We start from the raw sequence: 22,930 nt of genomic DNA on the forward strand, positions 1-22,930 counted from the left end.
GTCAGAAGCTGGAATAGGTCTGCACCGGCCGTGGGCGGTTGTCCAGTGGAGCGTTCCCGGGCTCAAAGCGGTAGCGGCCATACACCATGAAATTGGTGGGCGCGTAGTAGGCCGAGCGATCCAGCTCCAGCTGTGCACCCAGTGCGAGATGGGGTGTGACCTGGTATTCCAGTGCCCCCCGGAACGAACGCCCGAAACCCGAGCCCGAACTGCCCGCGTACACCGGAACGCCACCGTCGGCCGCCAGCCGCGCACGTGCCAGTGCCTGCAGGAGTGCGCTCTGCGGAAAATAGTCGCTGTCGCCACTGCTACTGCGCGATACAGAGACGGACCCGCGTGCCAGCCAGGTCAGTGCGCCGCGGCGTCCACTCCATTCCAGTGGCAGGGCGACGGATACGTAGTTGCGTGGGCTGTAATAGCCGCCGTGGCCGAAGCTGAATTCGGACAGGTCTTTGCCATAGTGCCAAGCTGAGACGGCAACACCGAGGTTGACCACGCTATCGCTGTGGCGCCATACATCGCGGTCCAGTGCCCACCGCAGCTGGGCGCGGGTGTTGGTTGCCACATTTTTGCCGGTGAGGGCGGCCAGGCTCAGGCTCAGCGAGGTGCTGTAGGGCCCAATGTCGGTAGAAAGACGGCCTGCAGCGCCCGTTGCTACCACGCCGCCCCATACCTGGCCTGTGATGGGATCGCGTGCCCCTGCGTACGACAGCAGGCTGCCAGTGATGGGGCGCCGATACGCTTCGAGTTTGTAGCTGTAGCGGCCCAGATCGCCGGTTTTGGACAGGCCCCCTACGACATTGGTCACCGGAAATCCAACCCCAGTGGTTCCGATGTCCCACTGGACATCGTCTCCCACATAGCCGAAACCCAGGTTGGTGCCCTGGCCCCGTTGGCGTCGCTCGGTGGCAAAGGAGGACCCCGGTGGTAGTGCCGCCACCTGCCCGTAAGTGAGCAGGTCTGGACCATCGGCGGGGAGATCGCCCGCATCCAGCTGCACCCGATCCACGTGCAAGAAATAGTGCCCGTCGTAGGCACGCGGCATCCACGCCACCACAGGACGTTCCCAGCCGCGCAGGCTGGAGATTCCGTCCGTGGAGCGCTTGCTCAGCGCCTGGTGTCCCGCTTCGATCCGAGGCTGACGCCGTGCCTCGATGGCATCGATCTCGCCCTGGATCTTGGCAACGACGGCCGGGTCGGCGGGGACGGACAGTGTGTAACTCTGCTGGAGAGCCAGTGGTCGGTCGGAATCAATCGGCACCGGGGCCTGGCTTTCTGGGGCCGTTGCAGCAGGGGGGGCGATCTTTCCGCGCGTCTCCAGCATGAGCGCACTGCGGAAGAACACCATGGCCTGTGCGTAGTTGCGGTTGGCCCGCTCCAGGCGCGCTGCATGCAGCAGCACGTCACTGTCTTGCGGAAAACCGTCCAGCAGACGGGTCGCCAATGCACGCGCTTCGTCCATGCGGCCAATACGTTGCCAGATGCGTAGCAGTGCCAGTTGCTGCCCCACATCGCTCGGAGGGGTGCGGTCTTTCAACCAGTCGGCCTCATTGGCCGCAGCCCGCCGGTCTCCGGTGTCCTGCAGTCGTGACAGGGTGTCCGCCAGCGCCATGCGAACAGACAGATCATCCGGTTGTGCGGATGCCAAAGGCTTGAGCAACTGGGCGGCATCGGCATATTCGGCTGCAGCCATGAGCAACCGTGCCTGGGCCAGGCTGCGTTGGCGTGGTGTGGAGAGTGTGTCCGGCAGGGGTGTCGCCTGGCGTGCCAGGCGCGAGGCTTCGTTGGTACGTCCGGCCTGCCGCTGCTTCTCGATGAGCCGCTCTTGGTGCGCTGCATACAGCGCTACCAGCCGGTCTTCCTGCTCCGCGCTCCAGCCCTTGGCTTGCAGCAGACGAGGCAATTGCTCGGCGAGGCCGGCATCGTCCTCCGCCCGGTTGAGCAGCTGTGCGTAGTCCAGCTGCGTGTCTGGCGCCAGCGTGGGGACACGCGCTGCCAGGCGATGGAAGACTGCCACGCCCCGCGCGGGCTGTGCGCGGCGAAACCAGGCATTGGCAACGCTGTAGAGCAGGTCTGCTTCATTGCCCGCTTCTTGTTCCGCTTGTTGTAGCAGTGCCTTGACCTCTGCGGCAGGCAGGGGTTTCAGGGCCTGAGTGACGAGCGACTTGACCTGAGAGCGCCGCACCAGCGAGCGCATGGCGTCTGTCTGATCGGCGGAGCGTATCCGCTGCATGTCCGCGAGGGCAGCGCTGTCTTCGTCCAGGGCAGAACGTATCAGGGCGCGGGCATACAACATCTCGGCACCGACGGCGCCGGACGGAATACGCGCCACACCCTCATCCATGGCGTGCAGTGCTTCTTGGGGGCGGCCCAGGCGTATGTAAATACGTGCGAGGCGGTGTCTTATCCAGGCATCGTCGGGGGTCAGTACCACTGCCGACTCCAAGGCACGCAGTGCGGGGCCCAGGCGCTGGGCCTGCAGGTCGTCCTCCGCCTGGGCCACCAGCACGTCGGCCTGGGCACTGGCGAGTTTTTCTGAGAGTGTGGTGTCACGTGCGGCAGCCTCGGCCAGCAGGGACAGCGCTTTGGTCACCCGCCCGGTGCGGGCATAGAGACTTGCCAGGCCTTTGAGGGCGGAGGTGCTGTTGGGCTCCTGTTGGATGGCTTGTTGGTAGAAATTCTCTGCCAGCGCATGGTCCCCTTGCAGGTCGCGAATGCTCGCCAGGGTGGTCAATGCGTCAGCACTTTGGGGTTGCATCTGCAGCGCGCGTTCGGCCAGGCTGGCTGCCGTGACCAGTTCGTTCTGTTCGACGGCTCTGTCGGCCTGTCGCAGCAGTCCCCAGAATCTGGCAGTGGCCTGCAAGTCCTTCCAGCGGCTCTGGCGTGTGAACGCATAGGCCTGGCTGAAGAGGTCCTGCGCTTGCGCATGCTGGCCCTGGCGCAGGCGTATCAACCCCAGGTTTCCCAGGCTTTCTCCGTCCTGGGGGCGCAAAGCCAGCGTCGCCTGGATCTGCTCTTCCGCCAACTCCATATCGCCTTGGTCAAGGGCCGTGCGCGCTGCCTGGCGGGCGATGTTGGCGGGGTCGCGGGCCGCGCGCTCTGCGCGCTCGACCGCCTGTTGCATGGCGGCCAATCGTTCCACCATGGCGCTATCAGCCGGGTAGCGCTGCAGAAATGCGCGCACGCGGGGCAGGTTCGCTGGGGTGTTGGCCAGCCGGTCCAGGGCGCGACGCCAAAGGTCTTGCAGCTGTGGGGCGTTCGTATCGGGCTGCTTTGCCTGGGCCTCGATCTCCTGCACCACGGCCGTCGGGTTGCCCCCCTGGTACATGCGCAGCTCCAGCTGTGCCAGCCGGTAGCGGGACTCCCCGGTCTGCTGGTACAGCCTGGCTAGCTGGCGCTGGGATTCGGTGCTCTGCTTGGCGGTGGAGCCCATGATCTGGTGGTATTCCAGCGCCAGTCCGCCGAGCGTGGGCGGGCCTTGCGGGAACAGCTCGCGCGCCAAGTCGGCGGCCTCGGCCTTGCGGCCTGCGCGCGCCATCAAGCGCATCTGGGCCAGTTTTTCGCGGTCGGGGCCATACACGCGTACCAGGGTTTCCAGTTCCTGGGTCAGCACATGGCCGGGGTGGCGTGCGCGCAAGGTGGCCAGCACGCGCTGGGCCTCGTCGCTTTTCTTTTCGCGCAGCGCTAAGTCTCCCAGCGTCGCCAGCCCTTCGGGAGAGTTCGGGTCCATGGCCAGCAGCTTGTCCACCAGCTGGCGGGCCATATCCGGCCGGTTTTTGCTGGCCCACAGGCGGGCGCCGCTGAGCAGCTCAGCTTCGATGGCGGGTGGGGTGCTGGCGTGCACGCCGTGCTGCCCGGGCAGGCAGGCGGCGGCGAGCAAGGTCAGGGAGGGGAGCCAGCGGTGTGTACGGCGTTTCACGGTTTCCATCGCACAGTGAGTTGGCCGTTTGCAGTGAAGCGATATTGCCCCTCCATGGCGCCCAGCCCAAACAAGCCGAGCACCTGCTCGTAGTAAGCCGTGGGACGCAAGGGGCGGGCCTCCAGGCGCATGCGCTGCGATTGCAGGGTGCGGTCGTCGCCCACTGCCCGCAAAAATGGCAGGACTGCAGCCGAGAACCCCGAGGGTGCGGGGCCCGAGGCTTGGGCTGTCAGGATGTCGATGGACTCAGGCGGGTATCCCTGTTCGCGCACGAAGCGTGCCATAGGCTGCAGGGTATCCAGCAAGGCCTTGCGACCGGGAGCGTTGGCGTGCAACGTGCCCGCCCACAGATAGACGCGGATGGCGTTGTAGCTGCCCTGGCCTTTTTCCTTGCCCTTGTCATCCACCAGAAAGCCCTGTTTAGGGTCGTACACGGTCCAGTCGGGCGTGAAGCCCTTGGGTGAAGCGCCCTGGATGACCTTGAGCGAGCTGTCCACCAGTTGCCTCCATTCGGGCTGGGGGTCCTCTGCTGCCAGCCAGTGCATGAGGTGCATGGGCATGTAGCTGGGGTTCAGGCGCCAGCGTCCGTCCTTCTGTGCAAAGCCCTGGGGCGCTGGCAGAAGGGTCAGTCCCAGGCCGGGCAGTTGCGCGGTTTCTTCGCGCAGGATGCGGGCCGCCAGCAAGGCAGAGAGTGCGCGGTAGGTGCGCACGTTCCACAGGCGGCCTGCCTCGCCCAGCGCGTAGGCTATCCAGAGGTCGGCGTCCGAGGCGGCGTTGCTGTCGATGACACCCCAAGTGCCATCGGGGCGTTTACCCCATAGCCAGGCCGGGAGGCGGGCGGTCATATCGCCGTCGCACAGGTTGTTTTCCGTCCAGCGCAGCAGCTTGTCGAAGGTGGTTCGGTCATTGGCCACCAAGGCAAAGAACAAGGCGTATGCCTGGCCTTCGGAGTAGGTCTGTCCTCCTCCCGCATCATCCGAGATGACGCGGCCGCCTTCGTTGATGAACTGCGCCTTGAACGCTTCCCAGGCGGGCCACCCGGGGCGTTCTGCCGTGGATTGGGGTTGCGCGCGAAGGCCTGGCAGCCAGGACAGCAGTGCAGCACCGCCGCCAGCCTGCAGGGCCGTGCGCCGACGAAGGGACTCAGTCATGCTGGGATGCCAGTCGGCGGCGCGCCATGGTGCGCAAAGCGCCATAAACGATAAAGGTCAGCAGAAGGCCGGTGGCGATGCCCGCCAAGGCCAGCAGCAAGGGGTGGCTGTGCAGGTGGAACCACAGGCGTTGCCACCATGGCAGGTCGCCCACGTAGTACACAGGCTTGATGCGGAAGCTTTCGATGGCGTCGCCGCGCATCAAGCCCAGATCTCCGCGCAGGCTCTTGATCTTGCCCGCATCGTTCAGGCTCTGGCTCAGCAGCCCCATGGCTTCCTTGTCGGTGGCGGTGAGCGCCACCACGCTGCGCCCACTGTGCAAGGGCGATTCAAAACCGGTGACGGCAGCCAGCGGCCCTGTGCCTTGCAGCACGGCTTGCCCGCCGGACGCGGAGAGGCGGTGTTCGGACTCCAGGTTGAACAGCTCAATGAATGATCCCAGGGCCCGCTCCAGGGGCTGGACGGACCGTGCGCCAGCGGCCAGCAGCGCCGGCAGATGGTTCTTCCATTGCTCCAGCAAACCATCGGCGTCGGCCTGCGACACGATCAGGATGTCCGTGTCGCCCGCCTTGTTGGCGTCTGCGGCGCGCAGCAACTGAAAGCGGGTACCTGGATAACCGGTCGATGCACTCATGCGGCCCACGGAGGTCAGGAAGACCTCGATGTCTGCGGTGCTGGGCTGGTTGGGCAGGATGATGGACGTCTGGGCCAGGTCGGGCACCCGGGTGAACGGAAAGCCGCTGTTGGCATAGGCCGCCAGATTGGGCATGGCCAGGTAGTGGCGAAAACCCGTGAGGTCGATGGTGGACTGCGGATCGATGGCCGCAAACAGTTCGGTCGGCGGCGCGGACTTGCAGCGGCCCAGGTCGTTGGGGGGGATCTGGAACGCGAACTGCAACTGGTTGTCGCCGCCAATCATGAAGGCAGGAATCTTCAGGTCCGAACGGTTCTGGGCGTTCCCGTCATCGAACAGGGGCAACATCACCGTGTTCTTGCCGCTGGTGCGCTCGTCTCGCGACTGCAGTGGATAGGACTGGATGAACTGGTTGTTGATGGAGATGTTCAGACTGCCATGGTCCGAAACGCTGCTGGGGGTGTAGCGATAGGCCAGGTCAAGCGGCACGCCTTTGGCGTTCCAGGTGAACAGGTCCGGGGCCATGCGGGTGTAGATGTTCACCGTGTCGTTGAGCACCGTGCCACGCAGTTGCAGGTCCGAAGGACTGCCCACCAGCTCGGCCAGTTTCACGGGCCTCTGGGTGGTGATCCAGCGAGGGGCGTCATAGGGCTTGGTCAGCGCGGGATAGTCCAGCGATTTGACAGCAATGGTTTGCCCGGACAAAACCGCTTTCCCCAGGGCCAGGGCATCTGCCGCCATCTGCAGCTGAACATCGTCTTTGCCCAGCACCAGCAGCAGTTTGGCGCCTGGCACTTCGGGGTGGTTGACCATCGAGATCGTGGGCTCGGTCACAGGTGCCATGTCCTGCAGGAACGCGGGACGGTGGCTGTTGGTGGCCAGCACCACGGCGTGCGAGCGGGGCAGCTGGTTTTCCAGCACCGGGAACTGGTTGCCTCGGTAGCCTGCCAGCATGCCGATCCAGCTGGCAATGGAGCCTGACGCCTTGAGCGTACCGGTGCTGGGTTGATCGCCGAACACAAACGGCAGCTTGACGGGGCGGTTGTCCCGGGGGTCGAAAAACGGCGCAGGCAGCAGCGCGAGGTCATTGCGCAGAGGAATCTGCCGCAACGAAAGCTCCAGCTGGCTGTCGTTACTGATGGTGGCCCACAGGCTGGAGTGGGTGGGCGTCTCACATTCCATCGTGTAGTGGCCGATGAACTGGAAGCGGAACCGGTTGTAATCCGTGAAGTAGCGCGGGTCGATGTTGAGCTCGACCGTCTGCGGGGTGCCCAGGCGCTCCTTGTCCAGCACCACGGTCTGCAGGGTTTCGTCATTGAGCATCAGCTTGAGATGCGACAGTGACGGGATCAGCGCAGGTGACAGTGTGAAGGTCAGGCGCAGCTTGGCGGCTTCGACGATCTCGTCGCGCCGCACCCCCACACCCACACTGGCCTCACTCTCCACGCCGCGCAAAGAAACAGGGCGCCCCACGCCCAGTTCCTTGAGGCTGACTTTCCACTGCCGTGCGGGCAGCGTAGGAGTGTCCGATGGGCTGGCTCCGATCGCGCTGTCGTTGGCCTGCACTGCACGTGCTGACTCGCGCTCCTGGCGGGTCTGAGCCTTTTCCTTGGCCACAGCGCTGCGGGCCTTGCTGGTCTGGGCGTTGGCTTGCGGGGCGGGGGCTGAGATCAGCCCGGCAGTGATCAGCGCGACAAAAAGAGGGAGCGCGCGGGTTGCAGAAGTGGATTTCACAGTGTTCTTTTTTGCTGGCTCGTACCTGAAGGATGGGGCGCATCGGACCCATGCCTGGGTGGTGTCACTTGTGTGACAAAGTGTATCGATGGGGCCGGGTTGTGCCGCTTCGCAGGACATTTGTTTGCAATTGCTTTGCCAGCAGTGTTGTTGCCCGACTGCAGCAGGTACGTGAAGAGTAATTGCCTGGATTCATGGTTCGAAAAAACGGTGCGCGTCTGTAGCACTGTCTGGTCACCATGGCATGGCGCATGGCATGCTCCCTGGCGGGCTGACGGCGGACAGAACACGCGGTGGTTCTTGCAAAGACACATCCGTTGCCACCCGTGGAAGGTGGACACCGGGGCCGTGGGCCCCAGGCGGCCAGACGATGGTGCTGCCGGCGGACGACTCCGGGCCTGGGGGCCGGGTTGCCGCGAGCGGAGAAACAATCGGTCTGGAAACAAAAAAGCCTGCTACTTATGGGTAGCAGGCTTTTTGTGCCTTGCGGCTTGATTTGGTGGGTCCTGAGTGACTCGAACACTCGACCTACGGATTAAGAGTCCGCTGCTCTACCAACTGAGCTAAGAACCCAAATCTTTAAAATTTGTCTGCATCGCTGCAGAGCCTCGAATTATGCACTAGTTTTTGGACACTCTGCAAGTCGCGTCCAAAAATTATTGCATTGCGTTGCGGCTGGCCAGCTCGACGAAGAGGCCGCTGTGGTCCAGTTCGCCCAGGCCGTGGTCCACACCTTCGGCATACAAGGCCTCAAACAGGGCAGTGATGGGGGCGTCGAAACCTGTTTCCCGGGCGGTGGCCAACGCATTGCGCATGTCCTTCAGTTGGACCGCCATCCGGCCCCTGGGGGCAAAGTCGCGTTCCACCATCCGCTGCCCATGCAGTTGCAGGATACGGCTGTCGGCAAAACCGCCGCTAATGGCCTCGCGGACCTTGGCCATGTCGGCACCACCCTTGGCGGCAAACAGCAGCGCTTCGGCCACGGCGCCAATCGTGATGCCCACGATCATCTGGTTGGCCAGTTTGGCCAGCTGCCCGGCACCGTGTGGCCCCACATGCGTGGCGTGCCCCAGGCAGGCAAACACGGGCTGGGCGCGGACATAGTCCTCGGGCCTTCCGCCGGCCATGATGGCCAGAGTGCCGGCTTCGGCGCCAACGGTGCCCCCAGATACCGGTGCATCCAGGTGGGTCAGGCCCAGCTCGCCCAGGCGGGCTGCGTGGTCACGGGCTTCGCTGGGCTGAATGGAGGCCATGTCAATGAAAAGAGCACCCGGGCGCATTGCCCGCGCGGCGCCCTGTTCAAAGAGAACCTGGCCCACGACAGGACCGTTTTCGAGCAGGCTGATGACAATGTCCGCGTCCTTGATGGCATCGGCAGGGCTGCCGTGCACGGTGACACCCCACTGCGCCAGCGGTTCTGCTTTGGCGCGGGTGCGGTTCCAGGCGTGCACCCTGTGGCCTGCTTCGCTGAGCCGCTTGGCCATGGGCAACCCCATCATGCCAATGCCAAGAACGGCGATGCGAAGCGGTGTGGTGGTCATGGCGTTGTTCTGCTGCAAAGAGGAATTCAAGGGCGTCTCTGTTGTCATCATGTGCCTTTTTGGCGCTCCAGTCTGTCACGGAGCTTGCAGCGTATGGCGATTGGCCAGATGATTCTGCAGCGCCAGCGCCGTTCCTGCGTCTGCCGAGCCTGTTGGCCGGTCTGCGGTATGGCACCGAAGGCAGCCCACATAAATCGGAGACCCTTGCCCATGACCTTGCCCCTGTACGACCCTGCCTGGCTGGAGCGCATGTACAACAACCGCGCCCTGGTCCCTGACCACATGGACTACTTCGAGCGTTGGGCTCAAGACTCTGCCCAGGTGCGAGCCACTGTCCCTTGTGCGCTGGATGTGGCCTATGGCACGGGTGCCGGGGAAACCCTGGACGTGTTTCCGTCCGCCCGTGCCGGGGGTGGGGCGGTGCCCGTGCTGGTGTTCATCCACGGCGGTTACTGGCGGTCACTCGACAAATCGGATCACTCTTTCATCGCGCCGCCTTTCACCCAGGCCGGGTTTTGTGTGGTGGTGGTGAACTACGCGCTGTGCCCGGGCACCCCGGACGCGCCGGTGACCATTCCCCACATCGCGCGGCAGATGGAAAAGGCGCTGGGCTGGGTGTGGCACCAGATCGCCGCCCATGGTGGGGACCCCCGGCGGATCACCGTAGCAGGGCACTCTGCCGGCGGGCAACTGGCGGCGCTGCTGCTGACCAGCGTGTGGCCGCTCATCGGAAAGGGTTTGCCCGATGGCCTGGTGCGCAATGCGCTGTCGATCTCGGGGGTGCACGACCTAGAGCCCATCATGCACACGCCCATGTACCAGTCGGTGTTGCACCTGACCGAACAGCAGGTGCTGCAATGCAGCCCCGCGCGCTTGCTGGAGCCGCCCACCGGCACGTTGTATTGCGCTGTCGGGGCGGATGAAAGCCCCGAGTTCCTGCGCCAGAACCAGCTCATGCAGGATGCCTGGGGCAGCCATTTTGTACCCCGCAGCGTGGCCTTGCCGGGGTTGAACCACTTCAGCATCGTCGATGCCCTGGCCAAGCCCGGGCATGACCTGCACCACATGGCGCAGAACCTGCTGCGGGCCTGAGAACAGGTTCTCCTAACCGGGCGGCGGCTCGCGCCCGGGGGGTTACATCAGCAGGTGCTCGCCTGCGTTGTCGCCGCCCAGGATCACATAGTTCACCTTGCGCACGTCCATCAGCTTGGTGCCGCCCGCGTAGCTGATGGAGCTTTGCACGTCCTGCTCCATCTCGATGAGCGTTTCGGCCAGTTTGCCTTTGATGGGCTCCAGGATGCGCTTGCCTTCGACATGCTTGTATTCGCCCTTGTTGAAGTCGCTGGCCGAGCCGTAGTACTCCTTGAACAGCGCGCCGTCCACTTCCACTGTCTTGCCGGGGGATTCCTCGTGGCCCGCAAACAGCGAGCCGATCATCACCATGCTGGCGCCAAAGCGGATGCTCTTGGCAATGTCACCGTGGCTGCGGATGCCGCCGTCGGCAATGATGGGCTTGGTGGCCACGCGGGCACACCACTTCAGCGCGCTGAGCTGCCAGCCGCCCGTGCCAAAACCGGTCTTGAGCTTGGTGATGCACACCTTGCCCGGGCCCACGCCCACCTTGGTGGCGTCGGCGCCCCAGTTTTCCAGGTCGATGATGGCTTCGGGCGTGGCCACGTTGCCAGCAATCACAAACGACTGCGGCAGGTGCTTTTTCAGGTAGCCGATCATGTTCTTCACGCTGTCGGCATGGCCATGGGCAATGTCGATGGTGATGTACTCGGGCGTGATGCCCTGTGCCACCAACTGGTCCACGGTGGCGTAGTCGGGTTGCTTCACACCGAGCGAGATCGATGCATAGCAGCCCTTGGCATGCATATCCTTGACGAACTGGATGTTGTCCAGGTCAAAGCGGTGCATGACGTAGAAGTAACCGTTCTGTGCCATCCAGGTGCAGATGGTTTCGTCCACCACGGTCTTCATGTTGGCGGGCACCACCGGCAGGCGAAAGCGGCGACCGCCCAGCTCCACACTGGCGTCGCATTCCGAGCGGCTTTCCACGCGGCACTTGCGGGGCAGCAGCAGGATGTTGTCGTAGTCGAAGATTTCCATGAGGTTCCAAGCTCCATAAAGGGACGCCGCCAAACGATTTCGACGGCGGTGGGCGCTTGGCTGTCAGACCGGCTTTGCGGGAGTGGACGTGACAGTCACTCCGAACCCTGCTGAGCGCAGGCACAAAAAACCGGGCGTCAAGAAACTTGGGCCCGGTGATTGATTCTACCCGCCTGCCAAAGGGCCGTCATAACGGCACCGGTATTACCTGCATACGGATTGGGCAGCCGCCACGATGCTGCCCGAGGCATCCTGCACCCAGCCAACCAGATGCAGCCTGTCGGCCTGTGCGCCATCGGGGATGCGCATGGAGCGGGTTTCCATCCATGCCCACGGCTTGCCCTTGCTGCGTGCGGGCCGCTGTGCCAGGGGCCAGGCACCCTCGAACTGATTGCGTACGATGTAGCGGGGTACAACGGTGCCGTCAGTACCTGCGGGTATGGCCTCTACCAGCAACAGGTAAAAGGCGAGGGGCGTGGCAGTCGCAGTGCGCTGTGGCGCCGCAGGGGAGGGGGTGAAGGCGATGCCTGTGCCCACATAGTCATTGAACGCCACCCCATGGGCCACACGCAACCGTCCACGCGCGGCTAAACCGACCTGGGTGACGTACACATCGGTGGAGATGGGGGGCTTGCGCCCCAGGGCTTGCAGGCGGGGCAGCGCGTCGGTCGAGGCCGCAGCCGACAGGGGGGCGTCGTCGCCCGCTTTGCCCGGCACGATCCAGTCCAGCACCACGGCACCTGCCTTGGCTGACGGTGCCGGGGCGGCCGCATCGCCCCAGCAGGACTCGCAGTCGGCGCTGATGAAGCGCTCGAACACGGCCACAGGCCTGGGGGTGCCGTCGCTGCTGCAACTGGCCTGGGCCATCGCCTGGGGGGCGTGCGCCAGGGCCAGCCACAGGCTGGCCAGGGTGAGGGCAATGTTTTTCATGGTGCGAGGCGGCGTGGGGCAGGGTGCTTTCTACAATGGCTGGATGTTCCCACAAGACCCGTTTTCGGGTGTGCCAGATGCCCTGGTGCCCCCACACTCCGGTGCGCCCTCGGCCGCATCCCCCCTTCTGGCCCACCTGAACGATGAACAACTGGCTGCGGTGACCTTGCCCGCAGGCCATGCGCTCATCCTGGCGGGGGCGGGGTCGGGCAAGACCCGGGTGCTGACCACCCGGATTGCCTGGCTGCTGCAAAACGGCTACGCCACGCCCGGCGGCATTCTGGCCGTCACATTCACCAACAAGGCTGCCAAGGAGATGGTGGCCCGCCTGTCGGCCATGCTGCCGGTCAACGTGCGTGGCATGTGGATTGGCACCTTCCACGGCCTGTGCAACCGGCTGCTGCGCGCGCATCACAAGGCAGCGGGGCTGCCGCAGTCGTTCCAGATCCTGGATACGCAAGACCAGCTCTCGGCCATCAAGCGCCTGTGCAAGCAGCACAACGTGGACGAGGAGCGCTTTCCTCCCAAGCAGCTGTCGTACTTCATCGCCAGCTGCAAGGAAGAGGGCATGCGTCCCGGCGACGTTCCCACGCACGACAGCGACGCCCGCAAGAAGGTCGAGGTCTACCAGCTGTACGAAGAGCAATGCCAGCGCGAAGGCGTGGTGGACTTCGGCGAGCTGATGCTGCGGTCTTACGAGCTGCTGCGCGACAACGACCCGATCCGCGAGCACTACCAGCGCCGGTTCCAGCACATCCTGGTCGATGAGTTCCAGGACACCAACAAGCTGCAGTACGCCTGGCTCAAGCAACTGGCGGGCAATGAGGTGGGCGGGCGCTACGAGGCGCGCGGCAGCGTGATCGCTGTGGGTGACGATGACCAGAGCATCTACGCCTTCCGTGGCGCGCGCGTGGGCAACATGACCGACTTTGTGCGCGAATTCGATGTGCAGCGCCAGATCAAGCTGGAGCAGAACTACCGCAGCTACAGCAACATCCTCGACTCGGCCAACCACCTCATCAGCCACAACAGCCGCCGCCTGGGCAAGAACCTGCGCACCACCCAAGGTGCTGGCGAGCCCGTGCGCGTGTACGAGGCCAGCTCTGACCTGGCCGAGGCGCAGTGGATGGTGGACGAGATCAAGCAGTTGGTGCGCAATGACGGCTTTGAGCGCAAGGAAATCGCTGTGCTCTACCGCAGCAACGCGCAAAGCCGGGTGATCGAATCGGCATTGTTCAATGCCAGCGTGCCCTACCGTGTGTACGGCGGCCTGCGGTTTTTTGAGCGTGCCGAAATCAAGCATGCGCTGGCCTATCTGCGCCTGTTGGAGAACCCGCACGACGACACCAGCTTCACGCGCGTCGTCAACTTTCCTCCGCGCGGCATTGGCGCGCGCAGCATCGAGGTGCTGCAGGACGCGGCCCGCGCCGCGGGCTGCTCGTTGCACGATGCGGTGAGCGCCGTGCCCGGCAAGGCGGGGGCCAACCTGGGCGCGTTTGTGGCCATGGTGGATGTGCTGCGCGAGCAGACCCAGGGCCTGAACCTGCGCGGCATCATCGAGCAGATGCTCGAATCCACGGGGCTGGTGGAGCACTTTCGCACCGAGAAGGAAGGCGCCGACCGCATCGAGAACTTGGAGGAACTGGTCAACGCCGCCGAGAGCTTTGTCACGCAAGAGGGCTTTGGCCGTGACGCGGTGGCGCTGCCGCTGGACGAGCACGGCACGCCGCTCATCCAAAGCGCGGTCAGCCAAGGGCTGGACACGAACGCGCCCGTACTCGACGAGCCTTTGAAACCCGCTGTGCCCGGCATCGTGGACGCCGACACCGGCGAAACCCTCTCGCCCCTGGCCGCCTTCCTGACCCACGCCGCACTCGAAGCCGGTGACAACCAGGCCCAGGCTGGGCAGGACGCTGTGCAGCTCATGACGGTGCATGCCAGCAAGGGGCTGGAGTTTGACTGCGTGTTCATCGGTGGCATGGAGGAGGGCCTGTTCCCCCACGAGAACTCCGCCAGCGACCGCGACGGCCTGGAGGAGGAGCGCCGCCTGATGTACGTGGCCATCACCCGCGCCCGCAAGCGCCTGTACCTGAGCCACTCGCAAACGCGCATGCTGCACGGGCAGACGCGCTACAACATCAAGAGCCGGTTTTTTGACGAGCTGCCTGAAGCGGCCCTCAAGTGGATCACGCCCAAGCAGCAGGGCTTTGGCTCGTATGCGCCCAGTTTTGCTACTAATTCAGGAGCTGGTGGCGCATATGGATCTGGCGCTAGAGGCCAATTTGGCTTCAAATCCGAGACGTTTGCCAGTCCCCCGGTGCCTGTGCAGAAGGCGGCACCATCGCACGGCCTGCGCACGGGGATTGCCGTGTTTCACACCAAATTTGGCGAAGGCAAGGTGCTGGCCATTGAAGGCACCGGCGACGACGCACGTGCACAGGTCAACTTTCCGCGCCACGGCACCAAGTGGCTGGCGCTGTCGGTGGCCAAGCTGACGGTGGTCGAATAGCTCGTTTTGAGCCAAATCGCCTGCTAGCGCTAGTACCTTATGCCCTGGTAGCTATTGTTTGTATAGCAAGCCAGGACCGCCAATGACAACGGGGCCCTGAGGCCCCGTTGGTTTTTGAAGCGGGCGGCACCGGGTGCAGCCCTGTTGGCCCTTCGCTCAGGCTGGTTTCAGGCCTGGTTCAGGCTGGGCTGCTTGGCCGCTGCCGTCAGGTAGCCCACGGCCGCGCCGTTCTTGTTCTTGTAGTTGGCCTTGATCATCGGGTCCAGCGTGTCCTTGACCACGCTGTGGATGGCGCCCCAGTCACCGGCGTGCTGGAAGTTGCTCATGATGTACGTCCAGCCGTTGATCTCGTCCACGGCGTGCAGGCCGGTGGACTCGCCGCCCGAGGGGATCGACATCACGCGCGACAGCTGCTTGGTGTCCACGTTGTAGGCCCACAGGAAGTTGTTGACGTGCTGGCTGCTGTCTTCGCCGATGAACAGGGTGCGCATCTTTTCGGAGAACTTGAGGTTGTCCGGGTTGGCGATGTTGTTGGGGTTGGCGGTGTTGCCCAGGGCGTCGGCGGTGATGTCCTCACCGGCCAGCAGCACCTTGGTGTCCACGGGCATCCATTCGCTGTTGATGGTGCCGCCGGCGGTGTCCTTCTGGCCACCCTTGAGGTTCAGCGCCATCACGGCGCCGGCCACCAGTTGCTTGGGCACCGAGATGCCGTTGCCCGGCACGTTGGCGGCATTGCCTGCCACCATGGACGACTGGATGTTCTGCAGCGCAGAGTAGGCAATCTTGTCCTTGGCGTTGACCGTGGTGCCTTCCATCTTGGTGAAGCCCAGGCTGGCGCCGAGGTAGGCGGCGTAGCGGTGGGTTTCCAGGAAGGCAGCGGCCTTTTCCATGCCAGGGTTCAGCTTGATCCACTCGGTCTTGCCGTTGGCCACGATCTTGGTGTAGCTGGCATCGGCCGGGTCGGTGGTCTTCACGGTCATGATGTCCGTGGGCTTGAGCGTGTTGGCCAGGTTCTCGATCTCGGCGCTGGTGGCCGAGCCCATCTTGATCCAGGTGAGGGGCGCGGCCGTGCCCACCTTGGGGTCGATGGAGAAGCCGCTGCCTACCTTGGCCACGTACAGAGTGCCGGACGACAGGTCTTTTTCCTTGTCGGCCACGAACACGAAGTAGCCGCTGTTGGTGGCGTCGTCGCCCATCAGCGCCGTGCGGTTGTCAGGCATCACCTGCACCAGTTCATGCGAGATGCGGCCCATGCAGAAGTGCTTCTTGATGCTGGCGGTGCCGTCAGGGTTCACCGTCACCTCGGGCATGTGTCCGTAGTGGTAGGGGTTGGCCTTGGTTTCGTCGCCAAGCAGGTTCTTGCTGTAAGCCTTGAACATGGCGTTGCTGGCGATGCTGAACGCATCGGGTTCGTATTCTTCGCTCGACAGGTGGGTGCCCCAGGGCGACAGGCTCGCGCCGCAGGTGATCCACAGGCCGTGCACCTTGGAGGTGTCCACGTTGTGGTACTTCACCAGGCTCAGCTTGCCGGTGGTCTGGTCCTGGTCCAGCGTCAGCACGGCAATGGGCGAGGGCAGCTTGCCGTACATGTCGGTCTTGCCGTCTTGTGCCCAGGTGGTGTATTCAAACTGCACCACGGCAAACACGGCCTTGCCCTTGAGGCCGGTCACGGTGGGGTTGGCCACGGTCAGCAGCGAGGTGCCGTCGGGCGAGTCCGAGAAGTACTGGCGTTCCTTGCCAGCCACCGTGGCGTCGATGATGGGCTTGTTGTTGATGTCGTAGTAGCCACCCGACAGGATGGTGCCGCCCTTGCCGTCGGACACCATGTCGCCCGTCACGAAGAACGGCTGGTAAGCCAGCTGGTACGAGCGTACCGAGTCGTCGCTGAGCTTGATGTTGAGCGTGGAGCCCACGGTGGTGGTGGCCATGGCAGCGGCGTTGGCCAGGGTGGGGGCTGCCATCGACGTGAAGCTGGCCGACACATAGCTGGGCGCGGCGGAATCGCTGCCACCACAGGCGGTCAGCAGGGCGGCCGAGGCGCTGGCGCTGAGCGGGAGCATGGGAACGCCGGCCAGCAGTTGCAGGGCCTTGCGGCGGGTGGGCATCGTCGGTTGGGTCATTTTCGGGGTGTTTCCAAGTGGGTATGCGAACGGGCATGCCACGCCCTGATCCGACCGGGAGCCTTGTTGGAAAAGGCGTAGTAGGCGGGTGGCATGGAGTCCAGCCCGCGATCCTAGGAACGCCCCGTGACAGTGGTTTGACGTTTGTGTGACGGTTTGACGCGGTGCCTTGCGCAGCGCGTGACGCCCGCCCAAGGCGCGCCGCGCAGGCATGGCTGCGCGTGCGCTGCGGGACAGGCCCTAGTCCCGGGAGCCGGGCGGGCCGTAGGAGTTGCCGCTTCCGTAACTGTTGGCCGGTGCGGCCGCGCCGCCGCTGCCGTCCTTGACGCCCTTGCGGCCCGACACCTGCCACGCGGTGCGCTGGTTGACCAGCCCCGCCAAAAATTCCATTTCTTCGTCCGTGTGGTTGATGGCACCGGCCGGTGTCAGCAGCCGGCCATTGCGGGGCGCGGGCTCGGCCCAGAACGACTGGTGGTAGCTGGACTGGCTCACCAGGCGTTCGCCGCCCGCCGTCAGCTCTACCGTGCCATAACAGTTGCAGAGGTAGCCGCGCTGGTCCTGGTCGGCAAATACCTCGGCATACACCCCTGTGCCGCGGATGCCCGCCGTGGCGGTGGGCAGCGCAATCTGCCGGTCGGGGCCACGCCCCCACACCGTGGCCACCGCACCGCTGAGCAGGCGCAGCAGCTTGACGGCCGTGGGTGTGTCGCTCTCCATGGCCATGCGTGAGTTCTGCCGCACCATGAAGGCGCTGTCGCCCACCGAGAACACCAGGCTGGCGCCCGGCCCGGTCTCGATGCGGTCGTTGGCGGTGATGGTGTGCTGCGCCGTCAGGGGCTCGCCATTGCGCAGTACGTCGCCGCGCACCTCCACGATGTTGCTGCGCGCCTGCGCATGGGCGGCCGACCAGCCACCGCCTGCCACCCACAGCGCGGCGGCCTGCACCACGCTGCGCCGTTGGAACCAGACCAGCTCGTCGTCAGAGCGGCCCTGCAGGTGGTGCGCCGGGGGGGCTGGGGGGCGGGTTGTCATGGGGCGCCTCTTCTTGCTGGGGGGTGTAGGGGGGCTCGAAGCAGTCGCGGAAGGTGAAGACCACCGAGGTGAAGAACATCGCAGCCAACATCATGGCAGCGCCTACCATGATGCCACCGGCCATCGATCCCGCAAGCCCCGCCACGGCCAGCAGGGCCGACACGATGCTGACCACCAGCCCGCCCAGCAGAAACACACCCAGCCAGCCCAGCCCGTAGACCAGGAACGCACCAAAGTTGCGCACGCAGGCCACGATGGAGAAGAACAGCGCCTTGACCGGCGGCACGCCATGCCAGTGCACGAGGCCCGGTGCATGCCAGAACAGCAGCGACAGGGGCAGGTACAGCAGCATCGACAGCCACATGGCGCGCTGGAAGTCCGGGTTCTCGGCAATCTCTCGGGTCATGGGCGCGCCACCCAGGTAAACCTGCGCAAACTGGCCGCCGTCCAGCAGGGCCGACAGGCCCATGATGCCGAGAAAAGCCACCGCATACAGCACACCCAGTGTGAGCATGTCGCGCAGCCGCTCTCGCCCGGTGCGAAAGGCCACCAGCAGCACCGTGGGCATCGGAAACCGCCCTTGCGATGCCTGTGCCGCGGCCACCATCATGGCCAGCGTGGCCGACGGTAGCAGTGCGAGGGCAATGGCCGGCCCCACCAGCGGAATCATCGTGGCCAGCGACATGGCCGCCATGGTCATGAAGAACAGCGCAGCCAGCGCCATGGGCTGGCGCCAGAACGCCCGAACGCCGAGCTTGACCCAGGCCATGCCGGTGCGCGCGGGGACGATGTGGAGTTTCATGGATACGTTGGAAAGGAGGAGGGGCCTGCGCCGCCGACTGCGCCCCAACGCCCATGGGGCGCGCCGAGCGGCATCGGATGTCGAGGGGGCGAATAAGGTCGAATTTACCCCACTGCCCCAAACCGGTGGCGGGGTCAGGGGTTAGAGGCTGCCCGCCTGTGGTGGGATCAGCCCGCGTGCACGGGCAGGGCCAGGCGCCCGCGCAGCACGCGCTCGAAGTGTGTGGGGTCGTGGGGTTTGAGCATCGAGGCCTCGCGCGGCAAGTAGAAGTCCCACAGGCGCGAGATCCAGAACCGCAGCGCCCCTGCGCGCAACATGGCGGGCAGCAACTCGCGCTCGGCGGCCGTCAGCGGGCGCACGGCCTGGTAAGCGTCCAGCATGCGCGTGGCGCGCTCGGCATCGTGGGCGCCGGTGGGCAGGTCGATGCACCAGTCGTTCAGGCACACGGCCAGGTCAAACAGCCAGGTGTCCACACCTGCAAAGTAGAAGTCGAAGAAGCCCGTCAGCTCTTCCCCCTCGAACATCACGTTGTCGCGGAACAGGTCGGCATGCACGGGCCCGCGCGGCAGGGCGGCATAGGCGGAGCTGGCGGCCACATGGTTCTGGTAGGCCAGCTCGGACCGCAGCAATGCGGCCTGTGCGTCGTCAATGTGGGGCAGCACCACCGGCACCGTCTCGTTCCACCAGGGCAGCCCGCGCAGGTTGGGCTGGTGGCGGTCAAAGTCGCGGCCCGCAAGGTGCATGCGGGCCAGCATGGTGCCCACGGCCGCGCAGTGCACGCCCTGAGGGGCCAGCTGGCTCTTGCCGCGCAGCTTGTTGACCACGGCGGCGGGTTTGCCACACACGGTGTGCAGGATGTCGCCGTTCTTGTCGGCACGCGGGTCGGGCACGGGCACGCCGCCGTGCGCCAGGTGCTTCATCAGGTACAGGTAGAAAGGCAGCTGCTCGGCCGTGAGGCGCTCGAACAGTGTCAGCACGAATTCGCCCTGGTCGCTGGTCAGAAAGTAGTTGGTGTTCTCGATGCCGCCCTCAATGCCGCGCAGCTCCACCAGCTCGCCCAGTTGCAAACGGCGCAGCAACTCGCGCGCCTCGGGATTGGAGACTTCGGTAAAAACGGCCATCGCTCAGGGGGTCGAAGAAAAGAGAAGGGGAAGGGGCGGGACAACGGGCGGGGCTCAACCGGTGGCAACGCAGTGCGTGCGCGCCACCCTGCCACCCATCAGAACTTGAACACGTTCCAGACGCGGGGCGCCGTGGTGGTTTCAGCGCCATTGTTGCCACCGGCGCGGCTGCGCGCGCCATCAGGCGACTGCACTTCGTAGGCGGGCAGGTTGCCGGTCTTGGGCTGCACCGAGATGTTCTGGGTTTGCCCGCCGACCCGCAGCTCGTCCACACGGCTGCCTGCGTCTTCGATCTGGATGCGCTCCGTGCGCTGGTTGGTGCGACCAGACAGGGGCTCGGGATCGGGCAGCGCATCGCGCTGGTTACCAGCGCCTGCGGTGGTGGCAGCAGGGGATGGGGACGGGGTTTGGGCCAGGGCATTGCCGCAGGCCATGCCCAGCAGCAGGAGAAGGTGAACAGCGCGCATCGGGCGATTGTAGAGCGCCGCCCGGCGGGCGCTGCCCGTGCACAATTGCCGGATGAGCAACAAAAAGACCCTGGTGCTGGTGGACGGCTCCAGCTACCTCTACCGCGCCTTCCACGCCATGCCCGACCTGCGGGCCGTGCCGGGCGACCCTACAAGCCCTGCCACCGGTGCCATTCGCGGCATGATCAACATGATGCAGGCCCTGCGCAAAGAGGTGGTGGCCGACTACGCTGTGTGCGTGTTCGACGCCTCGGGCCCCACCTTCCGCGATGCCTTGTACACCGAATACAAGGCCACGCGCTCGCCCATGCCAGACGACCTGCGCAGCCAGATCGAGCCCATCCATGAGGTGGTGGACCTGCTGGGCTGGAAGGTGGTGGCCGTGCCCGGCGTGGAGGCCGACGACGTGATCGCCACCTTGGCCCACGTGGCGGCCGCACAGGGCATTGAGGTCATCGTGTCCAGCGGCGACAAGGATCTGAGCCAGCTGGTCAACGAGCACATCACCATCATCGACACCATGAGCGGCAAGCGCCGCGATGTGGCGGGCGTGACAGCAGAGTTTGGCGTGCCACCCACGCTGATGGTGGACTACCAGGCGCTGGTGGGCGACACCGTGGACAACGTGCCCGGCGTGACCAAAGTGGGCCCCAAAACGGCCGCCAAGTGGCTGGAAGAATATGGTTCGCTCGACAACCTGATTGCCAACGCCGATGCCATCAAGGGCGTGGCGGGCAACAACCTGCGCGAGGCGATCGCCAGTGGCCAGCTGGCATTGAGCCGCCAGCTGGTCACCATGAAGACCGACTGCGCGCTGGCCGACTACATCCCTGGCCTGCCCGCGTTTGATGACATCACGCTGGACGCGCCCGACAGCACCGGCCTGCTGCCGTTTTACGAAAAGTATGGCTTCAAGGGCTTGGCCAGCGCGATCAAGGGTGCTGCAGCCCCGGCCACAGCAGCCCCCACCGTCGCCATGCCCGGCCAAAGCGGCGATCTGTTTGCCGACCACTCCGCCAGCACCGTGGCCGAAGAAGCCCAGCACCGCACGGTGGTGTACGACACCATCCTCAACTGGGCCGACTTTGACCAGTGGCTGGAGCGCCTGCGCAAGGCCCCGCTCACGGCCATCGACACCGAGACCGACTCGCTTGACGAAATGCGTGCGCAAATCGTCGGCATCTCTTTCAGCGTGCAGCCCGGCGAGGCCGCCTACATTCCCCTGCGCCACGAAGGCCCCGATGCGCCCGCGCAACTGCCGTTGGATGAAGTGCTCGCCCGTCTCAAGCCCTGGCTGGAAGACCCCAAGCACCATAAGCTGGGCCAGCACATCAAGTACGACCGCCATGTGTTCGCCAACCACGGCATCGAGGTGCAGGGCTACACACACGACACCATGCTGCAAAGCTACGTGCTCGAAGTGCACAAGCCCCACAACCTGACCAGCCTGGCCGAGCGCCACACGGGCCGCAAAGGCATCACCTATGAAGATCTGTGCGGCAAAGGCGCGCACCAGATTCCGTTTGCCCAGGTGCCGGTGGACAAGGCCGCTGCCTATTCGTGCGAAGACTCCGACCAGACCCTGGACGTGCACAACGCCCTGTGGCCGCTGCTGCAGGTGGATGACAAGCTGCGCTTCATCTACGAGCTGGAGATGCAAAGCAGCGAGGCCCTGTACCGCATCGAACGCAACGGCGTGCTGATTGACGCGCCCACGCTGGCCGCACAAAGCCACGAGCTGGGCCAGCGCATCCTGCAGCTCGAAACCGAGGCGTACGAAATTGCAGGCCAGCCCTTCAACCTGAGCAGCCCCAAGCAACTGGGCGAAATCTTCTTCGACAAGCTGGGCATGCCTGTGGTCAAAAAGACCGCCACGGGTGCCCGCAGCACCGACGAAGAAGTGCTGGAAAAGCTGGCCGAGGACTACCCCCTGCCCGCCAAGCTGCTGGAGCACCGCAGCCTGGTCAAGCTCAAAGGCACCTACACCGACAAGCTCGCCCAGCTGGCTCTGCCACGCACAGGCCGCGTGCACACGCACTATGCGCAGGCCGTGGCCGTCACAGGCCGCTTGTCCAGCAACGACCCCAACCTGCAGAACATCCCCATCCGCACCCCCGAAGGCCGCCGCGTGCGCGAGGCCTTTGTGGCCCCCGCAGGCCGGGTGATTGCGAGTGCCGACTACTCCCAGATCGAGCTGCGCATCATGGCCCACCTGAGTGGCGACCACTCGCTGCTGCACGCCTTCCACGCCGGGCTGGACGTGCACCGCGCCACCGCGGCCGAAGTGTTTGGTGTGGAGGTGGACCAGGTCACCAGCGAGCAACGCCGCTACGCCAAGGTCATCAACTTCGGACTCATCTACGGCATGAGCAGCTTTGGCTTGGCCAAGAACCTGGGCATCGAGACCAAGGCCGCCGCTGCGTACATCGACAAATACTTCCAGCGCTACCCCGGCGTGAAGCAGTACATGGACGACACCAAGGCCGCCGCCAAGTCCATGGGCTATGTCGAAACCGTGTTTGGCCGCCGCCTGTACCTGCCCGAAATCAATTCCCCCAACGGCCCCCGTCGCGCCGGGGCCGAGCGCGCCGCCATCAACGCGCCCATGCAGGGCACGGCAGCTGACTTGATCAAGCTGGCCATGGTGGCTGTGCAGAAGGAGCTGGACGCGCACAAGCCAGATATCCAAATGATCATGCAGGTGCACGACGAACTGGTGTTCGAACTGCCCGCGAGCGAGGTGGACTGGCTCAAGACCCACATTCCGCGCCTGATGGCGGAAGTGGCGGCGCTGAAGGTGCCGTTGCTGGCTGAGGTGGGGGTGGGGGCTAATTGGGATAAGGCGCATTGAGGCGGCG

14 protein-coding genes and 1 tRNA gene are annotated in these 22,930 nt (G+C 64.9%); 3 read left to right on the plus strand and 12 right to left on the minus strand.

From position 1 onward, the window contains the following. Nucleotide 1 precedes the first annotated feature (1 nt). The 5 genes from CLU87_RS04145 to CLU87_RS04165 form a co-directional block, all read right to left on the minus strand. The gene (locus CLU87_RS04145; RefSeq protein WP_158236067.1) at nucleotides 2-3,919 is read right to left on the minus strand and encodes a cellulose synthase subunit BcsC-related outer membrane protein; all 3,918 of its coding nucleotides are present in this window, start codon (nucleotides 3,917-3,919) and stop codon (nucleotides 2-4) included. Continuing rightward, nucleotides 3,916-5,070 (minus strand): cellulose synthase complex periplasmic endoglucanase BcsZ, encoded by a 1,155-nt coding sequence (gene bcsZ / locus CLU87_RS04150; protein ID WP_099729620.1) that lies wholly within the window; start codon nucleotides 5,068-5,070, stop codon nucleotides 3,916-3,918. Before bcsZ ends, CLU87_RS04145 begins: the two co-directional genes overlap by 4 nt. Further along, complete coding sequence (gene bcsB / locus CLU87_RS04155) at nucleotides 5,063-7,438, minus strand: cellulose biosynthesis cyclic di-GMP-binding regulatory protein BcsB (RefSeq protein ID WP_233193706.1); 2,376 nt, start codon at nucleotides 7,436-7,438, stop codon at nucleotides 5,063-5,065. Before bcsB ends, bcsZ begins: the two co-directional genes overlap by 8 nt. Before the next feature lie 497 nt (nucleotides 7,439-7,935). Next, nucleotides 7,936-8,011 (minus strand) — tRNA-Lys (locus CLU87_RS04160). 83 nt (nucleotides 8,012-8,094) lie between these two features. After that, nucleotides 8,095-8,979 (minus strand): NAD(P)-dependent oxidoreductase, encoded by an 885-nt coding sequence (locus CLU87_RS04165; RefSeq protein WP_099732032.1) that lies wholly within the window; start codon nucleotides 8,977-8,979, stop codon nucleotides 8,095-8,097. Nucleotides 8,980-9,189: 210 nt separating this feature from the next. Between CLU87_RS04165 and CLU87_RS04170 the strand changes: the two genes are divergently transcribed. Next, entirely contained in the window at nucleotides 9,190-10,071 is an 882-nt protein-coding gene (locus tag CLU87_RS04170) for an alpha/beta hydrolase (protein ID WP_099729621.1), read from the plus strand. A gap of 42 nt (nucleotides 10,072-10,113) precedes the next feature. Here CLU87_RS04170 and CLU87_RS04175 read toward each other — a convergent pair whose 3' ends face one another. After that, entirely contained in the window at nucleotides 10,114-11,091 is a 978-nt protein-coding gene (locus CLU87_RS04175) for a GMP reductase (RefSeq protein ID WP_056061124.1), read from the minus strand. Nucleotides 11,092-11,295: 204 nt separating this feature from the next. Next, on the minus strand, nucleotides 11,296-12,021 hold the full coding sequence (locus CLU87_RS04180) for a hypothetical protein (RefSeq protein WP_099729622.1): 726 nt from the start codon (nucleotides 12,019-12,021) through the stop codon (nucleotides 11,296-11,298). A gap of 43 nt (nucleotides 12,022-12,064) precedes the next feature. Between CLU87_RS04180 and CLU87_RS04185 the strand changes: the two genes are divergently transcribed. Next, nucleotides 12,065-14,530 (plus strand): UvrD-helicase domain-containing protein, encoded by a 2,466-nt coding sequence (locus tag CLU87_RS04185; protein WP_099732033.1) that lies wholly within the window; start codon nucleotides 12,065-12,067, stop codon nucleotides 14,528-14,530. Between the two features lie 167 nt (nucleotides 14,531-14,697). On the opposite strand, the gene CLU87_RS04190 is transcribed toward CLU87_RS04185, so the two are convergent. The 5 genes from CLU87_RS04190 to CLU87_RS04210 all read right to left on the minus strand — a co-directional run bounded on the left by CLU87_RS04190 (nucleotide 14,698) and on the right by CLU87_RS04210 (nucleotide 20,072). Next, nucleotides 14,698-16,650, minus strand: coding sequence for a PhoX family phosphatase (locus tag CLU87_RS04190; protein WP_099729623.1), 1,953 nt, complete (start codon nucleotides 16,648-16,650; stop codon nucleotides 14,698-14,700). 240 nt (nucleotides 16,651-16,890) lie between these two features. Continuing rightward, nucleotides 16,891-17,682 carry a FecR domain-containing protein gene (locus CLU87_RS04195; protein ID WP_099729624.1) on the minus strand — a complete coding sequence of 264 codons (792 nt, stop codon included), beginning with the start codon at nucleotides 17,680-17,682 and terminating at the stop codon, nucleotides 16,891-16,893. After that, nucleotides 17,630-18,484, minus strand: coding sequence for a BPSS1780 family membrane protein (locus CLU87_RS04200; RefSeq protein WP_099729625.1), 855 nt, complete (start codon nucleotides 18,482-18,484; stop codon nucleotides 17,630-17,632). The genes CLU87_RS04195 and CLU87_RS04200 overlap by 53 nt, the downstream gene beginning before the upstream one ends. Nucleotides 18,485-18,651: 167 nt before the next feature. Then, the gene (locus CLU87_RS04205; protein ID WP_056747502.1) at nucleotides 18,652-19,605 is read right to left on the minus strand and encodes a homoserine kinase; all 954 of its coding nucleotides are present in this window, start codon (nucleotides 19,603-19,605) and stop codon (nucleotides 18,652-18,654) included. A gap of 98 nt (nucleotides 19,606-19,703) precedes the next feature. Then, on the minus strand, nucleotides 19,704-20,072 hold the full coding sequence (locus tag CLU87_RS04210; protein ID WP_056747503.1) for a hypothetical protein: 369 nt from the start codon (nucleotides 20,070-20,072) through the stop codon (nucleotides 19,704-19,706). A gap of 52 nt (nucleotides 20,073-20,124) precedes the next feature. Here CLU87_RS04210 and polA point away from each other — a divergent pair, with 52 nt between their 5' ends. Beyond that, a complete protein-coding gene (polA, locus tag CLU87_RS04215) occupies nucleotides 20,125-22,923 on the plus strand; it encodes a DNA polymerase I (RefSeq protein ID WP_099729626.1) in 2,799 nt (932 codons plus the stop codon). The last annotated feature ends 7 nt before the right edge of the window (nucleotides 22,924-22,930 follow it).

The sequence above is a fragment of the Acidovorax sp. 59 genome (genome assembly GCF_002754175.1).
In the GTDB taxonomy this organism is placed as follows: Bacteria; Pseudomonadota; Gammaproteobacteria; order Burkholderiales; family Burkholderiaceae_C; genus Acidovorax; species Acidovorax delafieldii.